Annotated in this window: 14 protein-coding genes; 9 read left to right on the top strand and 5 right to left on the bottom strand. The window is 53.5% G+C overall.

Features of this window, described 5'->3' with window-relative positions:
* The 4 genes from B2U47_RS12215 to groL all read left to right on the top strand — a co-directional run.
* Positions 1-1,485: putative bifunctional diguanylate cyclase/phosphodiesterase (locus B2U47_RS12215; RefSeq protein WP_296680109.1), on the top strand; the 1,485-nt coding region annotated here is incomplete at its 5' end.
* A 75-nt stretch (positions 1,486-1,560) separates the two neighbouring features.
* Positions 1,561-2,022, top strand: coding sequence for an FxsA family protein (locus tag B2U47_RS12220; RefSeq protein WP_296680112.1), 462 nt, complete (start codon positions 1,561-1,563; stop codon positions 2,020-2,022).
* 129 nt (positions 2,023-2,151) lie between these two features.
* Positions 2,152-2,442, top strand: a complete 291-nt coding sequence (gene groES, locus B2U47_RS12225) for a co-chaperone GroES (RefSeq protein WP_296680115.1) — start codon at positions 2,152-2,154, stop codon at positions 2,440-2,442.
* Between the two features lie 54 nt (positions 2,443-2,496).
* Complete coding sequence (gene groL / locus B2U47_RS12230; protein WP_296680117.1) at positions 2,497-4,137, top strand: chaperonin GroEL; 1,641 nt, start codon at positions 2,497-2,499, stop codon at positions 4,135-4,137.
* 68 nt (positions 4,138-4,205) lie between these two features.
* Here groL and B2U47_RS12235 read toward each other — a convergent pair whose 3' ends face one another.
* From B2U47_RS12235 to B2U47_RS12245, 3 genes are read right to left on the bottom strand one after another with little or no spacing between them, the layout of a single operon-like run.
* Positions 4,206-5,333: an NAD(P)/FAD-dependent oxidoreductase gene (locus B2U47_RS12235; protein WP_296680120.1), complete on the bottom strand. Its 1,128-nt coding sequence runs from the start codon at positions 5,331-5,333 to the stop codon at positions 4,206-4,208.
* A 3-nt stretch (positions 5,334-5,336) separates the two neighbouring features.
* Positions 5,337-6,722 (bottom strand): cysteine--tRNA ligase, encoded by a 1,386-nt coding sequence (gene cysS / locus B2U47_RS12240; RefSeq protein ID WP_296680123.1) that lies wholly within the window; start codon positions 6,720-6,722, stop codon positions 5,337-5,339.
* A gap of 14 nt (positions 6,723-6,736) precedes the next feature.
* Complete coding sequence (locus B2U47_RS12245; RefSeq protein ID WP_296680126.1) at positions 6,737-7,156, bottom strand: OsmC family protein; 420 nt, start codon at positions 7,154-7,156, stop codon at positions 6,737-6,739.
* Between the two features lie 279 nt (positions 7,157-7,435).
* Here B2U47_RS12245 and B2U47_RS12250 point away from each other — a divergent pair, with 279 nt between their 5' ends.
* From B2U47_RS12250 to murB, 4 genes are all read left to right on the top strand, one after another.
* Positions 7,436-8,239, top strand: coding sequence for a DUF4424 family protein (locus tag B2U47_RS12250; protein WP_296680129.1), 804 nt, complete (start codon positions 7,436-7,438; stop codon positions 8,237-8,239).
* Complete coding sequence (locus B2U47_RS12255; protein WP_296680133.1) at positions 8,236-8,892, top strand: pseudouridine synthase; 657 nt, start codon at positions 8,236-8,238, stop codon at positions 8,890-8,892. The genes B2U47_RS12250 and B2U47_RS12255 overlap by 4 nt, the downstream gene beginning before the upstream one ends.
* 117 nt (positions 8,893-9,009) lie before the next feature.
* Positions 9,010-9,993: a COX15/CtaA family protein gene (locus B2U47_RS12260; protein WP_296680134.1), complete on the top strand. Its 984-nt coding sequence runs from the start codon at positions 9,010-9,012 to the stop codon at positions 9,991-9,993.
* Between the two features lie 3 nt (positions 9,994-9,996).
* Entirely contained in the window at positions 9,997-11,034 is a 1,038-nt protein-coding gene (gene murB / locus B2U47_RS12265; protein ID WP_296680137.1) for a UDP-N-acetylmuramate dehydrogenase, read from the top strand.
* A 6-nt stretch (positions 11,035-11,040) separates the two neighbouring features.
* Here murB and B2U47_RS12270 read toward each other — a convergent pair whose 3' ends face one another.
* Positions 11,041-11,907 (bottom strand): ATP-grasp domain-containing protein, encoded by an 867-nt coding sequence (locus tag B2U47_RS12270; RefSeq protein WP_296680141.1) that lies wholly within the window; start codon positions 11,905-11,907, stop codon positions 11,041-11,043.
* The gene (locus B2U47_RS12275; RefSeq protein WP_296680144.1) at positions 11,904-13,937 is read right to left on the bottom strand and encodes a DEAD/DEAH box helicase; all 2,034 of its coding nucleotides are present in this window, start codon (positions 13,935-13,937) and stop codon (positions 11,904-11,906) included. The genes B2U47_RS12270 and B2U47_RS12275 overlap by 4 nt, the downstream gene beginning before the upstream one ends.
* A 215-nt stretch (positions 13,938-14,152) precedes the next feature.
* Between B2U47_RS12275 and B2U47_RS12280 the strand changes: the two genes are divergently transcribed.
* Complete coding sequence (locus B2U47_RS12280) at positions 14,153-25,225, top strand: PA14 domain-containing protein (protein WP_296680147.1); 11,073 nt, start codon at positions 14,153-14,155, stop codon at positions 25,223-25,225.

Here is a 25,225-nt window from a genome sequence, read left to right on the forward strand (position 1 = left end):
ACCACGGGAAATCCCAAAGAACCCAAACTGTTTCCACGGGTGGGGGATTGCCGTTTTGTTGAATTGCATACAACCTGCATTCTGGATGATTGCAAAACGGTTGTGCTCATTTTTCGGGATGTCACGGCTGACCGCAAGGTAATTAATCGCCTGTACCGACAGGCATCCCGTGATCCATTGACGGATTTAATGAATCGTACCAGCTTTGAACAATATGTGGAGCAATTGGCGCATGATACCTCTGCGCTTGCCCGTACCCATGTTTTAGCCAGTGTGGATCTGGATAATTTCAAGATTATCAATGATACCTGTGGGCATTCGGCTGGCGATGAGTTATTGAAACAGGTGGCACATATATTCCTGCGTGCAGTACGCCGTTCTGACAAGGTTGCACGAATTGGTGGTGATGAATTTGCCATTTTTCTGGAAGGCTGCAACGTTGAAAAAGGCCGGGGCATTATGGATGCTATCCTGACCGAAGTGCGCAATTTTCGTTTCAGTTGGGAAGGGAAAGTCTTTTCGATTGGTGCCAGTATTGGCCTGCTGGAGTTTATGCCTTCATCGCGCCTCCAGATAAAGCAACTGTTTTCTGATGCGGATAAAGCCTGTTATACCGCCAAGGCATTGGGACGGAATCAGGTGTTTGTGCATGAAAGTGAAACCGTAACAGAAATGTCCAGTCAACGAGTACACGACTGGAGCAAGTTGTTGAAAGATGCTATCCGGGATGACCGCTTTATCCTGTTTGCCCAGCCGGTTGCGCCGTTGCGCAATGAACATGAGCGGCGTTTCCGGCAATACGAGATCCTGCTGCGTTTGCCTTTTCGTCAGGCTTTGCTGAGTCCAGGTAGTTTTCTGCCGGTGGCTGACAGACTGGATCTGATGACCAGCATCGACCGCTGGATCATCCACAAGGCACTGGAGATGCTGGCAGATTGTCGCTGTAACAATGATGCAGGGCAGTGTGTGGATACCCGCTTGATGATTAACCTGTCGGCCCAGTCAGTGCAAGACCCGGAGTTGTTCCAGTATGTGGAGCGTCAGGTCAGGCAATTCAAGATTGATCCCGGCATGATCTGTTTCGAGATTTCCGAGTCGGTCGCTATCAGCAATTTTGTGCACACCAAGCGGGTTATGAACGCTTTGCATGGCTTGGGTTGCCATTTGGTGCTGGATGATTTCGGCAGCGGTTTTTCTTCCCTCAGCTATCTACGTGAACTGCCACTAAGTTACCTGAAAATTGATGGTAATTTTGTCCACAATCTGGTGACAAACCCGGTGGATGCAGCAATGGTCAAGGCTGTGCATGACGTGGGGCAAGTCATGAATTTGCTGACTATCGCCGAGTTGGTCGAAGATGCGGAAACCTTGCACCGATTACGGCAGATTGGGGTGGATTTCGCCCAAGGCTATTACTGTGGTCGCCCCATTCCTCTGGCGCAACTCTGTCAGCGGATCAAGGGAAACACTGAGTCAGCAGCCTGATTTGCATGGGGTTAACTTGAAAAAAGGCGTGTAGGACTGATATACAAGGGTATTGTCAGTTCCGGTAGAGTTTTCATGCGCCCATTGCCCATTTTTGCCCTGTTATTCCTTGTTATCCCCTTCATTGAAATCTGGTTGTTGATTCAGGTTGGTAGTGCAATCGGGGCTTTGTCTACCCTGTTGCTGTTGATTCTAGCCGGTGTACTGGGCATGTTCCTGTTACGTCAGCAAGGGTTTGCCACCCTGACACGAGTCCAGCGCAGCATGAATGAAGGTCAGCTTCCTGCTCATGCCATGCTGGAAGGGGTGGTTTTGCTGGTGGGTGGTTTGCTGTTTATGATTCCCGGTTTTTTTACCGATGTTCTTGGTTTGTTGTGCGTGTTGCCGCCAACCCGTCATCTGTTGCTGAAACTGTGGCTTAAACGGGCAGTGGTTTCCGTCCACGGCTTTCAGACCCATGCATCACCTCGCCAAAGTAGCCGCGATATTGATGGTGAAGTGGTTGAACGCCGTGACGATGGTTCCTTCCTGCCTTGAAGTAAAAATTTCATTTGCCCGCCCTTGACTTTGCCTGACCCGACCTTATTATTAGCACTCACTAGCCTAGAGTGCTAATAATCTAAACCTTAACATTCAACCCTAACTGGTTTGAGGAGCAATCCGATTATGAATATTCGTCCTTTGCATGACCGCGTTGTGGTACGCCGTATGGAAGAAGAACGCAAAACTGCTAGCGGCATCATCATTCCTGACAATGCAGCGGAAAAGCCGGATCGTGGTGAAGTACTGGCAGTAGGCCCTGGCAAGGTTGGTGACGACAACGAGCGCGTTGCCATGCAAGTCAAGGTTGGCGACAAAGTACTGTTCGGCAAATACGCTGGCACAACCGTGAAAGTAGACGGTCAAGAGCTGCTGATCATGCGTGAAGAAGACCTGCTGGCCATTGTTGAAGGCTAAGTTGCAGACTAAGAATTCCGACCCGGACAAAGATTTACATAGAGGTTTACAACAATGAGTGCTAAAGAAGTACGTTTTGGTGATGATGCCCGTTCACGCATGGTGAAAGGCATTAACGTGTTGGCAAATGCCGTTAAAGTTACTCTGGGGCCTAAAGGCCGTAACGTCGTGCTGGAAAAATCTTTCGGCGCACCAACCGTAACCAAGGACGGTGTATCGGTTGCCAAGGAAATCGAACTGGAAGACAAGTTCGAGAACATGGGCGCACAACTGGTCAAGGAAGTTTCCAGCAAGACTTCTGATGCTGCCGGTGACGGTACTACCACTGCAACCGTGCTGGCGCAAGCCATCGTGCGTGAAGGCATGAAAGCCGTTACCGCAGGCATGAACCCAATGGATCTGAAGCGCGGTATCGACAAGGCGGTTATTGCTGCGGTTGAGCAACTGCACGCTATGTCTAAGCCTTGCGAAGACACGAATGCCATTGCGCAGGTTGGTAGCATTTCTGCCAACTCTGATGAAGCCATCGGTAACATCATTGCTACGGCAATGGACAAAGTCGGTAAAGAAGGCGTTATCACCGTTGAAGAAGGCTCAGGTCTGGACAACGAACTCGACGTGGTTGAAGGGATGCAATTCGACCGTGGCTACCTGTCTCCTTACTTCGTCAACAACCAGCAAAGCATGGCGGCTGAACTGGAAAGCCCGTTTGTACTGCTGTACGACAAGAAAATATCCAACATCCGTGAACTGCTGCCTGCACTCGAAGGCGCTGCCAAAGCAGGCAAGCCGCTAATGATCATCGCGGAAGACATCGAAGGCGAAGCACTGGCGACACTGGTGGTGAACAACATCCGTGGTATCGTTAAAGTGGCAGCGGTCAAAGCACCGGGCTTCGGCGACCGTCGTAAAGCCATGCTGCAAGACATCGCCATCCTGACTGGCGGTACTGTGATTTCCGAAGAAGTCGGCCTGACACTGGATAAAGTCACGCTGGATGACCTCGGTCAAGCCAAGCGTATCAATGTCACTAAAGACAATACCACCATCATCGACGGTGCTGGTGCAGCGGATGACATCAAGGCGCGTGTTGATCAGGTACGTGCGCAAATCGAAACCACTTCTTCTGATTATGACCGTGAAAAACTGCAAGAGCGCGTTGCCAAACTGGCAGGCGGTGTTGCGGTAATCAAGGTCGGCGCGGCTACCGAAGTCGAAATGAAGGAAAAGAAAGCCCGTGTGGAAGACGCACTGCACGCTACCCGTGCTGCGGTTGAAGAAGGCGTTGTTCCTGGCGGTGGCGTTGCGCTGGTACGTGCCCTGCAAGCGATTGCTGGCCTGAAAGGCGACAACCATGAGCAGGATGTCGGTATCCAGATCGCCATGCGTGCGATGGAAGAGCCACTGCGTCAAATCTGTGCCAACGCCGGTGATGAGCCATCGGTTGTCCTGAATGCGGTCAAGGCTGGCGAAGGTAACTACGGCTACAACGCCCGTACTTCCGAGTACGGCGACATGATCGCAATGGGTATTCTTGACCCAACCAAAGTAACCCGTACAGCCCTGCAAAATGCAGCATCTGTTTCCGGCCTGATTATCACCACTGAAGCGATGGTTGCTGAGCTGCCGAAGAAAGATGCTCCAGCAATGGGCGGCGATATGGGCGGCATGGGTGGAATGGGCGGCATGATGTAATCAGCCGGTTATCTTCTATGAAAAAGCCCCGCATTGCGGGGCTTTTTCTTTTCAGGCATCCGGTAAGTTTAGCGGTACTGCCGCAAATACCACCACTCAAACCCACGTTTTGCCCAGTGGAACAGGCGGCAGTTGGGCAACATCAGGTTCTTTTGTTCAGTACGTGATACCAGCATTCCCTTGTTGTTGGAATCCACAATACACATCAGTTCAATTTTGAAGGTGGCATCCGCAGGTTTGCCGCCCAACTCAGCCAATACGTTTTTCGCGGCTGCTTCGGCTTGCAAGTCTGCCATGTGCGCCTGTTTCGGCATCCAGTCAGGGCCGGGGAAGCTACCGGAATCGCCCGCCACATAAACTTTGTCCCAGTGTTCGACCTTGCAGTGTTTGTCGGCTTTGAGCAGGCCACCGGCAGAGCGGGGCAGGGTGGTGTTGTCGAACCACAGGTTGCCTGTCATGCCGGGCATGAACAGGATCAGGTCTGCGTCGAATTCACCACCTTCGGTTTTTACTTTGTCGGCTTCAAAGCCTTTCATTTTGTGACCGAGATGGGTCTCAATGCCGCGATTTTGCATTTCATCCAGCAAGCCTTTCACAGCTTTTTCGCCTAAACGGTTGCCGGGCTTGTCGGCAGGGCTGAAAAACACCAGTTTGAACCGGTCACGGCGACCTTGCTGGCGCAGCAGGGTATCCGTACCAAACAGGAACTCGAACATGGGGCCACCACGCATGGCGCTTGGTTCGTTGGGGTTGCCTGCAAAGCCGATGGCAATCGTGCCACCTTGCAAGGCATTCAAGCGGTCACGGATTTGCTCGGCAGCAGCAATGCCTTCGCAGGGGGTAATTGCGTGCTCGATCCCCGGCAGTTTCTTGATGAAACGCCCACCGGAAGCAATGATCAGGGCATCATTGGTCACTTCGCCGTTGTCGGTTTCGACGATGCGCCCGCCATCCCGCAGACCAGTAACGTTACCCTGATGGAACCTGACATTCATGCGCTGGAAGAAATTGCCCAGTGGCACAATCAGATCTTCACGCTTGCGGATACCGCTGGGAATCCAGATGATACCCGGCAGGTAATGCAATTCGGCGCGGGGTGAAATCAGGGTGATTTCCGCATGGCGGTCATGCTTGCGCAATTCACGCACGGCAGTGAGGCCAGCAAAGCCAGCCCCGATAATAGTGATTTTGTTCATGCTTTATGCTCGTTTCCAGGTGGTGCGGCCTGCGCTGTCTTCCAGAATGATTCCCTGGGCTTTGAGTTCGTCACGGATACGGTCGGATTCAGCCCAGTTTTTGGCCTGACGGGCTGCCAGTCGCTGCTGGATGAGGGTTTCGATGCTGTCATTGTCCAGCCCGTCACTGCTGGTGGAACCCTTGAACCAGTCTTCCGGGTCATCCTGCAACAGGCCCAGTGTCTTGCCCAGCAGTTTGAGCAAGGCTCCCAACGGGGCGGCAGCCGGGTCACTTTGGGTTGTGCGGATGCGGTTGATGTCACGCGCCAGTTCAAACATGACGGCAATGGCTTCCGGGGTGTTGAAATCGTCGTCCATCGCAGCGTTGAAGCGCTGTTCGTAATCGGTGTGCATGGCGGCACCCGCTTCAGGCAGGCCACGCATGGCAGTGTACAGGCGGGTCAGGGAGGCGCGTGCCGCTTCCAGTTGGTCGGTGGAGTAATTCAACTGGCTGCGGTAGTGGCTGTTGAGCATGAAGAAGCGTACTTCCGCCGCCCGGTAGTGTTCCAGTACTTCACGGATGGTGAAAAAATTGCCGAGTGATTTGGACATTTTCTCATCGTTAATGCGGATAAAGCCGTTGTGCATCCAGTAATTGACGTGTTGATGACCAGTACAGCCTTCACTTTGGGCAATTTCGTTTTCATGATGCGGGAATTGCAGGTCGGAACCGCCGCCGTGGATGTCGAAATGGTCGCCCAGCAATTTCTGTGACATGGCGGAACATTCAATATGCCAGCCGGGACGGCCTGCTCCCCACGGGGCATCCCATGCCGGGTCGCCGGGTTTGCTGGCTTTCCAGAGGACGAAATCGAGCGGATCTTCCTTGACCTCATCCACGGCTACCCGCTCGCCAGCCCGCAATTCGTCCAGCTTGCGCCCGGAGAGCTTGCCGTAGCTGGCAAATCTTGAAACATCATAGTAGACATCACCATTACTGCCCCGGTAAGCCATGCCCTTGTCCAATAGGGTCTGGATCATGGCAAGCATTTCCGGGACGTTGCCGGTTGCACGAGGTTCCTCATCCGGGCGCAACACCTTGAGGGCATCTTCATCTTCATGCATGGCATCAATGAAACGCTGGGTCAGGGTATCCATCGGCTCGCCGTTTTCCGCTGCACGCTTGATGATCTTGTCGTCGATGTCGGTAATATTGCGCACGTATTGCACCGCATAGCCGCTGGCTTTCAGGTAGCGGTACACGGTATCGAACACCACCATGACACGGGCATGACCGAGGTGACAATAGTCATAAACCGTCATGCCACAGACATACATGCGTACCTGACGGGGAATGATGGGAACGAACAGTTCTTTCTGACGGGTCAGACTATTGTAAATGTGTAACATGGTAGCCTTTCAGGTTAGTCAACAAGTTTGCTCAACACGGTTGCACCGTGACTCAGGGTTTTGTGTACCGGGCAGCGGTCTGCGATGTCCAGCAGGCGTTCACGCTGTTCTTCGGTCAGTTCGCCAACAATTTTGATGTCGCGGGAAAAGACGCTCTGTTTGTTGGCGTCGCGGCTATGGGCAAGGGTAACAATCACGTCTTCCACTGGCCATTTTTTGCGTTCGGCATACATGCGCAGGGTCATGGCAGTGCAAGCACCCAAAGCAGCTTTCAGGTATTGGTAAGGCGCAGCTCCTAGGTCGTCCCCACCGAGAGGCACTGGCTCATCAGCCACCATCTGGTGTTTGCCAGCCTGGATGTTACAGGTGTAAGTGCCTTCACTATCACGCAGCTTGACGATGACGGTATGGGGGTCTTTGGGTTGTGCGTCCATTGGTTTCCTTTGTACTGCTTTGGATGGGATATGCTGGTAGCCGACTAGATAAGGTACAGGCGTTTCTGTAACCGTAGCAAATGTACGACGCCTGCCTCATCCAGCCGACTACCGGCATATTCGGACGTTTTCCCTGCACTTGAAAATAGTCTTGTCATGTATAAGGCAAATCAGGCCGGGTTCCGTTTATTCATGGCGGAATGTTAGCGGAAAGGCAGGCAGGCTACCAGTCTGAACCGTTATACTTGGCTGGTGATGATAACAATAGAGGATTTAACCATGAACGGAATAAAAGCAAACCTGTTGGGCTTGCTGGCATTGCTGGCAGTTTCACAGATGGTTTCAGCCAATGATGCTGTGGCTTCACTGGGGGCAGGTGGCATCGTGATTGGCAAAACTGATGCGATCGTGATGGAACAAGAGGATTTGTTTGTCAGCGAAGACAAAATTCGGGTGGCTTATGTATTCCGTAATACCAGCAAGGAGGCGATTGAAACACGAGTAGCGTTCCCGGTGCCGGAATTCCCGGAAAACCCGGAAATGGATTTGGGGTTGGATGTGAATTCCAGCAACCCAATGGGTTTTTCCGTCAAGGTGGATGGCAAGGCGAAGAAATTCGAGACAGAAACCAAAAAGAAAGATGGCATGGTGAAAATGACCCATCACTGGATGCAGACTTTTCCGGCGGGCAAACCACTGCGCGTTACGCATGATTATAAGCCCGCAGCAGGGGGTGAGGCCATGTTCTGGTTCGCTGATGAGGAACGTGATGCAAAGATCAAAAAGTATTGTATCGAGCCTGATTTCGCGGCGTGGATTGACAAAACCAACCGCCCGGACAAGGGGAGTGTGCTGTCACCGACGTATGTCGATTACATTTTGACGACGGGAGCTAACTGGAAAGGGCCAATTGGCAAATTCCGCCTGACCCTGCAAAAAAAGAAGGCTGATGACAAAATCAGTGTGTGCGCTACCGGTTTGAAAAAGGTAGATGCACGTACTTTTGTGCTGGAGAAAACCGGTTTTACGCCTGAAACGGATTTGCATGTGGTGTTCATGCATCAGTACAAAACGGGGCAATGAGTATTTACCTGCCTCCCGTGCATACAGGTTTGCAAATCCTGTATGCGGATGATGCCTTGTTGGTGGTTGATAAGCCTGCGGGTCTGTTGTCTGTGCCCGGTCGGGGTGCAGACAAGCAGGATTGCCTGATCAGCCGGGTACAGGCTGAATTCCCCGAGGCTTTGACTGTGCATCGTCTGGACATGGGTACATCAGGCATCATGGTGCTGGCACGCGGCAAGGCGATGGAACGCGCATTGAGCATTCTGTTCCAGACACGCAAGGTGTATAAGCGTTATGAGGCAGTGGTAGCAGGCCGGATGTTGCACGCTGTGGGTGAAATCAATCTGCCACTGATTACTGATTGGCCGAATCGTCCGCGCCAGATGGTGAGCTTTGAGCTAGGCAAGCCTTCCTGCACAGGCTATCAGGTGCTGGGATACGATGTGGCGATGGATACGAGTCGTGTAGGGCTTGAACCTGTGACCGGGCGTTCTCATCAGTTGCGGGTGCATTTGCAGGCATTGGGACACCCGATCCTAGGGGATGATTTATACGCCAGCCCGGAAATTTGCGCCAAAGCTGAGCGTCTGTTGCTGCACGCCACTGCCATCCGTTTTCCTCATCCGCTCATGGGGGAAGAGGTTGTGGTCAGTAGTACAGTGCCTTTTTAGGGGTGATGCTGAGGGTGGTATTTCCCTGTTTTTGTGGGTTTTGGGTATCAGGTTGTAACCAAATGCTGCCATAATAACCTATTGTTATGGTTTACGCTTTTGCTTGAGTGTCCGTCAATGAAGAGAGTTTATTCCTACCTGTTGTCAGTTGCTTTGTTGCTTGTGCTGGTTGTAATTATCTTGGGGGCTTATACCCGTTTGTCGGATGCTGGATTGGGCTGCCCCGACTGGCCAGGATGTTATGGGCATCTGATTGTGCCGGAGTCGGTGGATGCCAGCCAGTTCGAGCGACCTCTGGAGCCAGAGAAGGCATGGGCGGAAATGATTCATCGCTATGTGGCAGGCACGTTGGGCTTGCTGATTCTCGCATTGTTCCTGGTGGTGGTGTTCTATCGACGACAAATAAGGCAGGGTTTGTTGTTGCCATTTCTGCTGTTGTGTACGGTTACGTTTCAGGCTGCATTGGGCATGTGGACGGTTACATTGCTGCTTAGCCCGCTGATTGTGACAGCGCATTTGCTGGGTGGGTTTGCAACCTTGTCCCTGTTGTGGCTGCTGTGGCTGAATCAGCATTCCTCACGCCCCAATACGCTGTATTCCGATACCTTGGGTGGGGTACGTATTCTGGGGGTGTTGGCCTTACTGTTACTGTTGGTGCAGATATTTCTGGGTGGCTGGACTAGCACACATTACGCCGCCGTGGCGTGTGGAACCAGTTTTCCGACTTGCCACGGTGAATGGTGGCCCGCAGCAGACTTCGCCAAAGGGTTTGCGTTTGAGTGGCAAGAAGGGGTGAATTATGAGTTTGGTGTGTTGGAAAACCCAGCACGTACCGCCATCCATCTGGCGCATCGTTTGGGGGCATTGACCGTTTTCCTGTTTTTGGGCGGTTTTGCCGTGTGGTTGCTGGCAAAACGCTTGCAGATTCTGGGGTCAATGCCTGCCTTGCTGTTGCTGTTGTTGTTGGTTCAGGTCACACTTGGCATCCTGAATGTGGTGATGGCTTTGCCCTTGCCCGTTGCAACCGCGCATACGCTGGTGGCGGCTTTGCTGTTGCTGGTGGTAATTGCTTTGAACCACCGTTTGTACCCTGCCCGATAATCCATGCAAATTCGTGAAAATGTTAGCCTGCAAGGGCTGAATACCTTTGGTCTGGCGGCTTCCGCCCGTTATTTTTGCTCCCTGCACAAGCTGGGTGGGTTGCGCACCGTGATGCAATGGACGCAGGAACATCCCGAGTTACCTGTGCTGTTTCTAGGGGGCGGCAGCAACCTGCTGTTTGTGGAAGATTTTCCGGGGCTGGTGGTGCATGTACGCTTGCGGGATCGGGAGGTTTTGGGGCAAGACAATGATTATGTCTATGTCAGGGCGGCGGCGGGTGAAAACTGGCACGAATTTGTGCGCTGGACGATTGAGCAAGGTTTCGCCGGGCTGGAAAACCTGTCATTGATCCCAGGTACGGTCGGTGCTGCACCCGTGCAGAATATCGGTGCGTATGGGGTGGAACTGAAAGACTGTTTGCATGAGTTGCAGGCGGTCGATTGGCGCACGGGTGAATTGCGTGAGTTCAGCCAGGAAGAATGCCGTTTTGGCTACCGTGACAGCTATTTCAAGTCAGTGGAACCAGGGCGTTGGCTGATTGTTGCGGTCGTGTTCCGCTTGCCACGCAAGCCACAGTGGAAAACCGATTATGCCGGGGTGCGAGAACAGCTTGCAGGCAAGGAACTGGATGCATGTACCATCAGTGATGCCATTATCCGTATGCGTCAGGAAAAACTGCCGGATCCGGCACAGATTGGCAATGCAGGCAGTTTTTTCAAGAATCCGGTGATTGCGCAAGCGCAGTGGGATGCTCTGAAGGCGCAATTCCCGGCTATACCCGGCTGGCCGCAGGCGGGTGGGGTAAAAACATCGGCAGGCTGGCTAATTGATCAGTGTGGCTGGAAAGGTCGGCGAGAGGGTGACGCTGGTACTTATGCCAAACATGCGCTGGTGCTGGTCAATCACGGTAATGCAACTGGGCAGCAAATCTGGGCATTCGCCCAAGGCATCATTTTGTCAGTGCAGGACAAGTTTGGCATCAGGCTGGAAGCTGAACCGGGTATAATTTTCCACCCATGCTCTGGGTTCACGGGGCAATGACACATTTTACTTCCGCAAGCATCTGTCCACCACCCTTGCAAAGCGTTCTGCCGCCTCGGTATCCATATTGAAATACAGCGACGGTTCAATCAGTTCCAGTTCCATCAGGGCGAAACCTGCGCCTAACCGTACCCAGTCGATGCGGGCATACAAGACAGGAGTAGGAATGGCTGCCAGTACCTGACGGCTCAAGGCTAGCAGTAACGGTTCCGGTTCTACACTGCGTAACAGGCTGCCGTATTCTTCCTGCACCCGGAAATCACCTGCTTTGGGTGTTTTGAGGATGCTGTGACTGTATTCATTGCCGAAAAAGAACAGGGAATACTCGCCTTCGGTGATGATGTCAGGCAGAAAGGGCTGCACCATGCATTCGCGTTGTCGAAATGTGCGGATCAGCAAATCTGCCTGTTTGGTCGCTGCATCTGGTGTCAGGCGGAAGGTGTCGAAAGCCGCAGCACTGATCACGGGTTTTATGATGATTTCAGGGCTTGTCCACCGAGAAAACAGTTCTGGCAGTTGTGCGGTCGTCAGCTCTGGTAGCCATAGGGTGGGGACAATGGGAATGCCTTGGGCAGCCAAATCGCGCAAATAATGTTTTTGCAGATTCCAGCGTATGACAGATAACGGGTTTTCCAGGCGGGCTAAAGAACGGTCGATAGTTTCCAACACTTTGAGAAAGGCTGCTGGTGCATCCTGATAATCCCAACAGGAGCGAATGATGACCAGATCGAAAGAATTCCAGTCGATATGCGGGTCGCGCCATGCCACGGTCTGGACATGCCAGCCGTAACGCTGCATGGGCGCCAGCAGCAGCTCGTCATAGCAGACGAAACTGCCGAGGTCGTCCATGCTCAGCAAGGCACAGCGTTTCACTTGAAACGCTTGGGTTTGCCTTTATCCTTGTCAGGACCTTTTTTCTTCGCTGGCGGTTTGCTGCCGTGTGTTTTGTCATCAGCAAAACGGGGTTTGTCGCTACTAAATCTGGGCTTGTCCCCCCCAAAGCGGGGTTTGTCCGCACCTGCTGGTCGGTCGCTGCCGAATCTGGGTCTGTCACTACCACCGGGTTTGTCAGTGCGGGGGCGGCGATCATCACTGTCATGGCGGCGGTTTTCACGACGATGGGAGGCGGGGGCATCACCACGCGGACGACGTTCACCACGATCACTTTCCTGACGTTTGCTACCACCGCCACTGCGGTTGGGGGAATAATCTGCTGCGGATTCGTCAGTCAGTTCAATGTTGAGCATTTGTCCAGCAACCCGAGCGCGTTTCAGGTCGTGGAGGATTTCTTTCGGCATTCCAGCAGGCAAATCGACTAGGCTGAATTCCTGCTGGATGTCGATGTGACCGATATAGCGGCTATCCAGACCAGCTTCATTGGCTATTGCGCCAACAATGTTGCCCGGTTTGACGCCATGCGCACGCCCTACGGCAAGGCGGAAACGCTGCATTTCAATGGTGTCTTCGTCACTGCTGAAGGCAGAGTTGGCTTTGCGTTTGCCCTTGCGCTGTTCCTGGTCGCGTGGTTCACGTTCGCGTGCAGTACCAGGGTTAAACGCGGGGTGGGCTTTTCTTTCTTCCAGCAGCATCGGTTCGTCGCCTTGCAACAGGCGGGCGAGGGCGGCTGCGACTTCGACGGCGGGGACATTGTGTTCGCGCTCGTAGTCGCTGATCAGTTGTTGATAGAGGTCAAGGCTATCTTCGGCTTCCAGTGTGTCGGTGATGCGCTGTTTGAACTGGGCAATGCGCAGGTTGTTGATGACTTCGGTGGACGGCAATTCCATCAACTCAATCGGCTTGCGGGTGGCGCGTTCAATCGCCCGCAGCAAATGGCGTTCACGCGGAGAAACGAACAGGATGGCATCACCGCTGCGCCCGGCACGTCCGGTACGCCCGATACGGTGGACGTAGGATTCGGTGTCAGTAGGGATGTCGTAGTTGATGACGTGGCTGATGCGTTCCACGTCCAGTCCGCGAGCGGCGACATCGGTGGCGATCAGGATGTCGATCTTGCCTTTCTTTAACTGGTCAATGGTGCGTTCGCGCACGTTCTGCGGAATATCGCCGTTGAGAGCAACCGCGCCGTAGCCACGGGCTTGCAGTTTATCAGCCAGTTCCACGGTTTCATTTTTGGTGCGCACGAAAATGATCACGGCATCAAATGGCTCTGCTTCGAGGATGCGGGTAAGCGCGTCCAGTTTGTGCAGGCCACTGACCAGCCAATAACGTTGGCGGATAGTTTCCGCCGTGGTGGTGCTGACCTTGATTTTGACTTCCGCCGGATTGTTCAGGTAGCTCTGCGCAATGCGGTGGATGGCAGGTGGCATGGTGGCGGAAAACAGCGCGATTTGGCGAGTGACCGGGGTCTGTTCCATGATCCATTCGATGTCTTCGATGAAACCCATGCGCAGCATTTCGTCAGCTTCATCCAGCACCAGTGCTTGCAGGTTGTCGAGCTTGAGGGTTTCACGGCGCAGGTGATCCATTACCCGACCCGGTGTACCGACCACAACGTGGACGCCGCGTTCCAGTTGGCGGAATTGGGTGCGGTAATCCTGCCCGCCGTAGATCGGCATGACGTGGAAACCGGGCAGCTTGCCAGCGTATTTCTGGAAGGCTTCCGCTACCTGTATCGCCAGTTCGCGAGTGGGGGCGAGGACGAGGATTTGCGGGCCGGTTTTGCTCAAATCCAGCCGGGAGAGTAAGGGCAGGGCGAAAGCGGCGGTTTTGCCTGTGCCGGTTTGTGCTTGCCCCAGGACATCACGTCCTTCCAGCAAATACGGAATGGTTTCGGCCTGAATGGCAGAAGGTGTTTCATAGCCCAACTCCTGTACAGCTTGCAGGATGGAGGCGGCGAGGCCGAGTTCGGTGAACGCAGGTAAAGAATTTGTTTCTGGGGACATGGGTGTACAGGGTCGGAGAAAACCGGGCATTATGCGCCAGTTGGCGTTGTAGTGGAAGGTGAATTTTTCCTATTCAGGCGCGAAACTGAACCAAATCTGACTCTCCGATAAGCGGCACTAATGGAAATTGTTTTTTAATAGACTTGATCTATTGATAGTCGTACACTGCGTATTAGAACAAATATTGTGCAGACTCATTGGTATTGCGAGGGATTATGAAAGTGTGCAACGAACGTGTACGCGGGCTGCGCTCGTCTCGCCTATTGCAACGTATCATTCTGAATGGTCTCTTGCCGGTTTTCCTGTTTTTGGGGAGTGCAACAGCCAGTCCTCTCGATCCTTCCGGCAGCCATGCCTACTCGTTGTATCCGGTGGATGGCAGTCTGGAAAAAATCAGTTCGTTACACCGTATTGCGCTCCAGCAACTGAATGACCCCGCCAGTATTGCCCAGGCTGCCAGCAATGCGCTGGCTGTGACAAAAACCATGCCGGTAGGGCATCGGGCTTTCCTCAACCTGGATCTGGATTTCCTGCAAATTGCCCGTGCCAGTAATGTGTTGACCGATGCTAATGGCAAGCCGTTGGTGGTGGTGACTGGCACTGGGGGAGGTCTGCCTGATCACGGTATTTGGTTGGATAACGGCATTGCGGCAGTTGCGGCAAGAGTGGGCGAGTTTTTCAAACAGTACAAGGCGCTGGGTGGCACGGTCGATTTCGTGAGTCTGGATTACCGAGCACTGGCGCTGACTGCGGCTGACATCAAGGCGGCGGGGGAGGCTTCTGGTGATCTGGCAGCTTACTTGCTGGCGATCCAGAATGACAGCCGTTTTACCAGCGTGCAAACACAACTGGGGTTCACCGATCTGGCTTCCATGTATGCAGGTGATGCGCAAGCCAGCTCGTGCCAGCAAACGTGGGATGCCGTGATGAAAGCACGTATGGCGGCTTACCTGAACCAGGCGTTTTATACCCCGTTGCGCACTTACTTCGGGGCAGCCCAAGTGGTGGCGCGGGATCAGGCTTATTACTCTAGTTCAATCCCCATTCCGGGTGAAAACCCCAAGGCCGGAGCCTACGTTGGTACAGGGCAAAGCAAAACCCTGAGCGGGCAAATGCCTGCCACAGGTTTCACCATTAACCAGACTGCTTATGCTGCCACCCCCTTCAATGCTTTCCGCTACGAAACCAACCGGCTGCGTGGTATGGCAATGGCTTTCTCCCAGCCTCGTCCGCTCTACCCCTATCTGACGGGCAAGGGGCAAACTGCCTTGGCTGACGGTTACGCGCCTTTGCTGGCTGAATCTGACCTGTATCAGGAAATGTTGCTACATGCCGGGCTGAGCGGGGCGCGGAAGTTTGTTTACATGAACAACAACCAGTCCGGTACAGATGATGCTTTGGTGAACAAGGTATTCCGTGAATTTGACCAACAGGTGGGAACCGCCGCGACTACCCGGCTGGCGGACAATGGGGTGGACTGGGCACAGCCGTTTGTGCTGACACCAGCCAGTACTGCCAGCGGCAGGGTTTGGCGTTTCACCCCGGAACTGGTAGCGGGAGCCGACATCAATGCGATGGTGGAAAGTGTGTACCCCGCCAGATTTGCTCTGAATACAGGTTTGAAAGTGACCGTGCCGGATGCGCGGGTACAAAATCTTGCCGAGCCGGTTTCTGCGCAGGGTATCTGGCTGAAAGAGGAAACATCAGCGGAGGTGCTCTCTTGCCCGCAACTAGGCGCGGGTCAAAGCTGTGTGGCGTATTATAAGGGGGGCGATGTTGCCGTGCAGCCTGCCCTGATGCTGGAACAGCCAGCGACGTTGGATGATAGTGGCAGTTCCACCCCGCTGTTTGTGAAAAACTGGCTGGCTGGTGGGCCGGATGCAGGAATTGGTGGTGATGGTTTTACTGCACAATACAATGCTGCGTTCAATGTGCTGGGTGGCACTTACCGTTTCACCCTGAAAGCAGATGATAGCGTGCGTTTGTGGGTGGATGATGCGCTGGTGTTGGATGGCAGTGCGGCTGCGGCGGTTTCTGCGCGTACCCTGACCACTGATGTATCGCTGACTCCGGGAACCCACCGTGTCCGCTTGCAGTACACTGACCTTGCTTACAACGCGCAGGTGGATTTATCGGTCAAGCGACTGGCTTGCAGTCTGGCGGATGACAAGCTGTGTCTGACGTTCATTGACAAAACTGGCAAAACCCTGATCACTGATACGACGCCAACCCAGACTAGCAATGGTATCCAGTTTGATTTCAGCAAGTTCCGCTTCCCGGATGGCATTGATTTGTCCAGTGGTTTGTTGCTGCGTTGGGACGGGATGTTCCAGGTGGCAGCAACAGGTGATTACGCTTTTGAAATCCGCCACGGCTTGGGGGCGTTGAAAATCTGGGTTGATGGTGCACTGCTGTATGAGAGTTCCGGCTACAGTGCCAACAATATCAGTCAAGCATTGAAAAACCTATCCGCTGGTAGCCACCGCATTCAGGTTGAGTTGAAAGCTGTTCCGGGCAGTTACCTGAACATGAGCTGGAATGCTGCTTTGGTAGATTGCGCAACTGTGCCGCAGGGCAGTTTCTGTGGTGAGTTTTTCGATAACATGACGCTGGCAGGCTCAGCCAAGCGCTTTCAGGCCACCAACAATATCAACTTTGACTGGGGTAGCCTGCCACCGGTAGCGGGTGGCACGATTCCGGCTGACAAGTTCTCGGCTCGCTGGGTGGGGGATTTTGTCTTTGAGAATGCCAATTACACCTTCACGACCACCAGTGATGACGGGGTGCGGGTCTGGCTGGATGATCGCCTGATCATTGATTCGTGGCGTGACCAGTGGAACGGGTTGAACAAACAGGGTGTGTTGGTCAGCGCTGGTCAGCATCGAGTGACCATGGAATATTACGAAAATGGTGGCGGTGCGCTTGCCAAGCTGGATTGGCAGAAAGCAACCAGTGGTTGCACCAGTATCCCTGAAAACAAATTCTGCGGGGAATATTACGCCAATAACGGGGTGGCAGATGCTGCGGTTAAGGTCGATGAGGTGGCACAAATCGACTTTGCCTGGAAAGACGGTTCACCTTACCCGGAAGTGCCAGTTGACAAGTTTTCTGCCCGTTGGCAGGGCATGTTTGAGTTTGCCGCTGACAAATACCGTTTCATTGCCAAAGCCGATGATGGTGTGCGCGTCTGGGTAGATGACAAACTGATCATTGACCAATGGTCAGCCGATGCTAATCGTGAATACGTGTATGACCTGCCATTGAGCGCAGGCAAGCACCTGATCAAGTATGAGTACCGTGATAATGGTGGATGGGCCAGTGCACGCCTGAGTTGGGAAAAAATGGCGGGGTGCAGTGGTGCACCACTCAACAGTTTCTGTGGTACTTTCTTTGCGGGCGATGCGTTAGCTGGGGATGTGTTGCGCACCCAGCAGGTTGCTGCGCTGAATTTCAACTGGGCTGACCGCCCGATGCAGGGTGTGCCTGCGGATATGTTCTCGGCACGCTGGGAAGGTACTTTTGATTTTCCGGCAAGTGGTTATTACCGCTTCAACGCTGAGATGGATGATGGCGTGCAAGTCTGGGTTGACGGACAACCGGTGATAAGCCAGTGGAGTTCGGATTGGCGCTGGCCGGGCAAGGCACAGGCAACGCCGTTCATTGAAGCCGGTCAGCATGTGGTGAAAGTGGAATACCGCGAGCGTTACGGTACGGCTGCCCTGAAACTCGGTTGGCAACTGGTGGAAGGTTGTGGGGCAGTGCCTGACAATGCTTTCTGCATGATGTTGTTTAATAACCAGGCATTGGAAGGGTTGCCGGTACAAGTGCTTAAAACCCCTGCCACCATTGACTATGCCTGGGCTAATGCTCAACCGGAACCGATGGTGTCGAGTGATGGTTTTTCCGTGCGCTGGGTTGGCAAGGTCAATTTTGAAGAATCCCTGTACCGTTTCGTGACGGATTTTGATGACGGTGCAAAAGTCTGGGTAGATGGCGAATTGTTGCTGGATGGCTGGAACAGTACCAGCCCCTATAACGGCAAATACCGCAAACTGAAACAGATGACGGCCGGTTTGCACGACATCAGGGTTGAATACCGTGATGTCAGCAGTACCGCAACCGCAAAACTGTTCTGGGAAAAAGCACCCGATTGCAGCGTGGTTCCTGAAGGAAAATTCTGCGCAACCATTTACGATGGCAAGGATTTGACGGTCAGCCCGGTCGATACACGCCTGGATGATGCGATTGATTTCAACTGGGTGAATGCCCCCATGTTGCCCAATTACCTGAGTGATAATTTTGCAGTCCGCTGGGTGGGGGATTTCAATTTTGAAGCAGGGCAATATACCTTCGCTAGTACCACCGATGACGGTGTGAGGGTCTGGCTGGACGACCAGTTGCTGATTGATGCCTGGCGTGATCAGGGGGCAACAACCTACAAGAAGGCCGTTGCAGTCAGTGCAGGCAAGCACCGTGTGCGAATGGAGTATTACGATCGTTCTTCCACCGCATCTGCCAAACTGGTTTGGGTGAAAAATACAGGGTGCAGCAGTGTTCCTGAAGGGCAGTTTTGTGCCGAGTATTACAACAATACCGATTTGTTTGACGATCCGGCCAAAGTACAGAATGAGACTGCCATCAATTACGAATGGAAAGATGCTAGCCCGTTGGCAGGTGTTAACCCTGATCAGTTTTCCGTGCGCTGGGTTGGTGACTTTGAACTGGCTGGTGACTACCGGTTTGTGGCACAGGCAGATGATCGGATGCGTGTTTGGGTGGATGGCAACCTGCTGATTGATGCTTGGGATAGCAATGATGGCAAGGAGCAGTTCAAGGATGTATCGCTGTCTGCCGGTAAGCACCGTATCAAGATGGAAATGCGTGAATATGGCGGCTGGGCGCGTGCCAAACTGTTCTGGGAAGAGCGCAAGGAATGCAGCGGTATTCCAGACAACAGTTTTTGCGGCAGCTTCTTTGCCGGGGACGCACTGGTAGGTACTGCGGTACGCACGCAGGCAACGCCTTCCCTTAATTTTGACTGGGGTGCAAACCGCCCCATGCACGGGGTAGGTTCTGAGCTATTTTCTGCCCGTTGGGAAGGCAGGTTCAATTTCAATGAAGGCTATTACCGTTTTAGCGGTGATGTGGATGACGGCATCAGGGTTTGGCTGGACGACGTATTGCTGATTGATCAGTGGTCAAAAGATTGGCAGTGGCAGGGTAAGGTTCAGGTTGTACCTTATGTGAGTAAGGGAGCGCATGTCGTCAAGGTTGAATACCGTGAAACCTATGGTGACGCTAGGATCAGGTTTGGCTGGGAAGAGGTCAACGGCTGTGCCAGTACGCCTGATAACCTGTTTTGTATGGAGCTGTTCAACAACAAGGATTTGAGCGGTTTTGCCCGGCAAGTCATGAAAGCGGATGCCATCAATTTTGACTGGCAGGCTGGTTCGCCAGACCCACTGGTGTTGAAGGATGGTTTCTCGGTACGCTGGACGGGCAATATCCAGTTTGAACAGGGCTTATACCGTTTCCTCACGGACGTGGACGATGGAGTCCGTTTGTGGGTGGATGATGTGGAAGTCATGAATGTCTGGACACCCCAAAGCCCCTGGTATGGCAAACAGCGCAAACTGCAAACCATGACGGCAGGTTTGCACAAGGTAAGGGTTGAATACCGTGAGGAATGGGGTAGTGCCAAAGCCAAAGTCTGGTGGGAAAAAGCACCGGATTGCAGTGCCGAGGTTCCACAAGGCAAGTTTTGCACCAGTTTCTACAATACCCGTGACCTGACGGGTACAGTGGTTGATAACCGTTATGATGATGCGGTCAATTTTGACTGGAAGGGTAATTCGCCACAAAACGGGGTAAATGCAGACAATTTCTCTGCCCGCTGGCAAGGGCAATTCGATTTTGCCGAAGGTGAATATACCTTCACGGTCAGAAGCGATGATGGCTTCCGTTTGTGGGTAGATAATGAAAAGCTGATTGATGCATGGAAAAACCAGTCTGCTACGACCTATACCAAGCGTATTTTCCTGACAGGTGGCAATCATGTGGTTAAAGCGGAATATTACGATGCCACCGGTACTGCCGTTGCCCAGCTAAGCTGGAAAGCGGAACAGCTTAGTGAGCCACAGATCCCCGCCAGCCTGAGGACAACCGTTCTGGCTCAGGACAAGGTAACGCTGGTATGGGATGCCCAGCCCTTGGTGACACAATACCGCATTTACCGGGATGGAAACTTGCTGGCTACCAGTAATACCACTTCAGTAACAGATAGTGGTGTGCGGGCAACCAGCAGCTATGTGTACACTGTTACGGCGGTCTGGTCGAATGGGCGGGAATCACGTCCTGCCAGTCTGGCGGTGACTGTCCCGGATACGCAGATGCCTGCGGCTCCCACCAAACTGGCAGTCAAGGCCATGACACCATTATCAGTCACACTGGAATGGTTGCCATCGACCGATAATATTGCCATCAGGAATTACCGTGTCCTGCGCAACAATGTGCAGATTGGTGAATCCAGTGATAGCGGGTTTGTGGATAGCAGCATCAGCAGTGCGGGCAAGTATTCTTACAAGATCGTGGCGGTTGATACGTCAGGGAACCTGTCGCCAGCTTCCGCAGCCTTGGTTGTGACTACCAGGGATACAACAGGACCAACCATTCCGACCGGTTTGACGGCTGAGGTCGTTGCCCCGACCCGGATTGCTCTGAGCTGGGAGGCCGCAACAGACAACGTAGGGGTAACTGGCTACCGTATCCTGCGGGATGGCGTAGCGCTGGGGACAACGACCCAGCTTGCCTTCACGGATGACAAAGCGCAGCAGGGTACTCTCTATCGTTACCAGATTGCAGCACTGGATGCGGTAGGCAATGCTTCCGCACCTTCGACAACAGTGGAAGTTACCAGCGGGGATGCCACTGCACCGGGAATGCCCCCTAACCTGACTGCGCAGGTCAATACCGCACAGCATGTGCGTTTGCAGTGGGATGCTGCCATTGACAACAAGGGTGTGAGCAAATACCGCATCATGCGCAATGGGCGTTTGCTGGGCATGACGGATCATCTGGGGTATACCGATGAAACGGTCAAGACTGGTCAATCCTATACCTATACGGTCAAGGCTGAGGATGTTGCCGGGAATGTTTCCCTCGACAGCATTCCAGTCACCATCAGCGTGGACGGCATTTGTGAATCTACCCAGTTGTATTACAAGCAGCAGGTAGAAAGCCTGATGGGGAACTGTACGACCTGCCACGTCTCGGGCGGCATGGGGCAGAATACCCGTTTCATCCTGTCGACTGCACCGGATGCTTCCAGCCGTAATCTGGGGGCAATCAATGCCATTACCCAGCTTTTGGGCAAGCAAACCGTGCTGGACAAGGTAAGTGGCGGCTTGGCACACGGTGGTGGTGCAGTGTTTGCCAAGACTTCCAGTGAATACAGGGCGCTTGCCAATTTGTTGGGACAATTGGCGACACCGGGGCAATGTACTTCGGTGGTTGATCCGAATGAACCTGTCCTGACGGCATCTATCGCTGCCAATTGCGCCAGTTGCCACGGCACGGATGGCATCAGTGCAGGCCCGGCAACGCCCGGCATCGGCGGGATGAGCAAGCAGTATCTGGCGAAAGTGATGGGCGATTATCAGACAGGTGCTCGCTCCTCAACCGTCATGGGGCGGATTGCCAAGGGCTTCTCGGTTGATGAGGTTAGTCGCTTATCCGAGTTTTTCTCCCAGCAGCCGTATGTGGCAGCCGGGCAGACTACTGATGCTACTCTGGTGGCGCGTGGCAAGTCGTTGCATGAGCAATATTGCGCATCCTGTCATATCGCCAGCGGGCGTGATGCTAGCTTTACGGGAACCCGGCTGGCAGGGCAGTGGAAACCTTACCTGCACGCTACCTTGAAGGACTATGCACAGGAGCGTAACCAGTCAAGCAGCGGAATGCTGGAAAAAATGCGTTCCCTGTATGCCGCCGAAGGTGATGATGGCATTGCAGCACTGGCAGAGTTTTATGCCAGCAATTCACAAGATGCGACTCCGCCAAGCAAGCCGCAGGATGTGGATGCGGTTTCTTACAGCCCGACCAGCGTGACTCTGACATGGACGGATTCTTCCGATGATTGGGGCATCCTGTATTACGACGTTTATCGGGATGGTGTGCGGATAGGCCGCACCCGTTTCAATACTTTCACAGACATGGGGCTGAAAGCAGGCAACTACCATTACACGGTGGTTGCGGTGGATATTTTTGGCAACAAGTCAGTGGTCAGTGATACGGCTAGTGCGGTACTGACCAGTGATGAAGTGGCTCCAGACGGTGTGCAGTTGCTGAATTACCCGGATACCTTGCGCAAGGCCACCCTGCTGCTGCTGAACCGCTTGCCAACCCAGGTTGAGCTGGATGGGGCAAAAACCGAAGAAGCCTTCCGTTTGACCTTGCGGCAAATGATGAATGGCAAGGGTGTGCTGGATCAGTTTGTAAATCGTGCCGGGCATGAAGTGTTCCTCAGTGGCGGAGCAGCTTGGATTGGCAGTGGTACTGGCCTGAGTGATACAGACTTCCCGGTACTGAAAACACTGACAGATGCAGAACGGAATGCTGCCAATGATGCGGTACGCAAGGAACCTGTCCTGCTGTTACAGCATATCATTGCTAACAATAGACCGTGGACGGAAATCCTGACGGCCGACTACACCGTCATGAACCCGCAACTGGCGAAAGCGGTAGGGGCGAAACCTGTCAGTGGCGGCTTTGCCAATCCGGCAGATCCCAAGGAAGTACGTCCGGTCAGGATTCCGCAACTGTCAGCACGTTTCCCCGGTAAGGCGTTTGCCCATGCAGGGGTACTGAGCAGCAATGCGTGGCTGTCACGTTTCCCCACCACGGATACCAACCGCAACCGGCATCGGGCATCGAAGTTGTACAAGCAGTTTTTGGCGCTGGATATTGAAGCCTTGGCGCAACGCCCGCTGGATGACAGCAAGAATGGCGACTATCGGGTTCCCACCATGCAGAATCCGAATTGTATGGTTTGCCATACCATCATGGAGCCGGTGGCGGGTGCATTCCGCGACTGGGGTGCGAACAGCCGTTTCTGGCAGAATTTTGATGGTGTAAATGGTGGCAAGGATTCCCTCGCCAGTGTCTACAAGTCAGGCAGTTATCCGCTCGACCATAACGGGCAGCCTTGGTATCACAGCGGTGATACCTGGTATCGGGACATGTTCCCGACCGGGTTCAACAACCGTACTGCTCCCGGTGATTATGGCGTGTTTGGAGGGAAAACTTGGGTAAGCTCCGCTAATCTGCTGACTAGCCCTTCTGCCGAAAACGGTATCGCAGGCTGGACAGTCAGCCGGGGTATGCTGGAAGCCAGTAACACGGCAGGTTGTGCGAAGATTCCGCGTACTCCCAAAACAGGTAGTTACCTGTATCAGCTTGGTTCCTGCAATACCCCGCTGAATGAAACACTGGCATGGCAGGATGTGGACATAACAGCGTCAGCAATAGCCGTGGATCAGGGCAAAGCCGAAGTTGATTTCGGTGCTTATTTCAGCTCCTTGAACAGTCGGGATACGCCATCCCTGTGGGTGGAATATTTGGATAAAAGTGGCAAAGCGCTGGGTAGGTCCAGCGTGCTGACGGATAAAACCTCTTGGACGTGGGTCAACAAAACGGCAACACAGGTTGTCCCCAAGCTGACTCGTAAGTTGCGTTTTACCGTACAGGGTTTGCGTTCCACCGTATCTTGGGCAGACAAATATACGGATGCTTATCTGGATGACCTGTTCCTGATCTTGCGAACCCCTGATCCCAATGCACTGACAGTCACTACGGCCAAGGATAGCCTGCAATGGTTGGCTAGCCAGATGGTGCGGGATCCACGTTTTGCCAAGGGTGGGGTGTATTTCTGGTACAAGCCACTGTTCAAACGTGAGCCGCTGAAAGCGCCAGTCGATCCGGCAGCACCCGGTTACGCTACCCAGATGGCAGCTTATAATGCACAGGATGAAATCCTGGAGCAAATGGCCAAACGTTTTGCTTACGATCAGGGTAATGGTGCGTGGAACGTCAAGGATTTGCTGGTTGATATGGTTGCCAGCCCGTTGTTCCGTGCCAGGGCAGGCAATCTGTCGGCAGAGCAGGAAACCGCATTGCCGGACACAGGTTTGGCACGCTTGCTGACACCGGAAGAACTCAATGCCAAGGTCAAATCCCTGACCGGTACAGACTGGTATCCATTCCGCCCCGAAAATGCCTGGGGTAGCAGCATGGGTGTGTTCTACGGCGGTTTTGACGGCGGCAGGCTGCAAAGTAAGCCTAATACCGACATGAACAGCCTGATGGGTAATATCCCTGAGCGTATGGCGGTGGAACTCAGTTGCAATGCCGTGGCAGATGATTTCCGTCTGGCTGCTGCCAGCCGCAAACTGTTCCCTTATGTGGAACCGACCGATACGCCGGTTTATGAGGAAATTGATACATCGGTACTCAATCTGCTGGCGAATCCGGGTGCGGAAAGTGGCATGGAAGGCTGGACAGTGGAACAGGGTACTGTCCGGATCTTGTCTGGCAAGCCCAATACCTGCGATGGCGGCCCTTCCATCAAGAGTGGTACGGCAATTTTCAACCCCGGTAGCATTTGCAGCAATCCAACCCCGTTGGGCTTGCTGTACCAGAAAGTGGATGTGAATGCCTGGGCTGATGAAATTGATGGCGGGCAGTCCAGAGCCATGTTTGGCGCAGCCTTGCGGGGCTGGGGAACCAATAACGATGAAGCCAGCGTTTACCTTAGCTTCCGCGATGCTGCTGACAACGAGTTGGGAACCAGCCAGACCTTGGTCAGCAGAGAAGGCTACTGGAAGACCGAATTGTCTTACGTCGGTATCCCAGCGCAGACCCGCAGCATTCGTTTCTACATGCAGGGCAAGCGTATTGATACCAGCAGCAACCCGAACAATGATTCGTTTGTGGATGATGCCTACCTGCGGGTAGTGACACCGGATGACAATTACATGCCAGCCGGAGAAAAACGGGTACGCGCCAACCTGCAATACCTGTACCGCCAGTTCCTGAACGAAAAATTGGCGGTGGATGACCCGGAAATTACCCGCAGCTTCAATCTGTTCAGTGATGTCTGGACTAACCGGAATGACAGCGGTAATGCAGCCTGCCGTCTGTATTCATCGTGGGAAGACCCGAACTACACCAAACGGGCCTGGGGTGTGGTGATGCTGTACCTGATGAACGATGCCCGTTTCCTGCATGAATAG

Source organism: Thiothrix sp. UBA5583, from assembly GCA_002425225.1.
GTDB classification, from domain to species: Bacteria; Pseudomonadota; Gammaproteobacteria; order Thiotrichales; family Thiotrichaceae; genus Thiothrix; species Thiothrix moscowensis.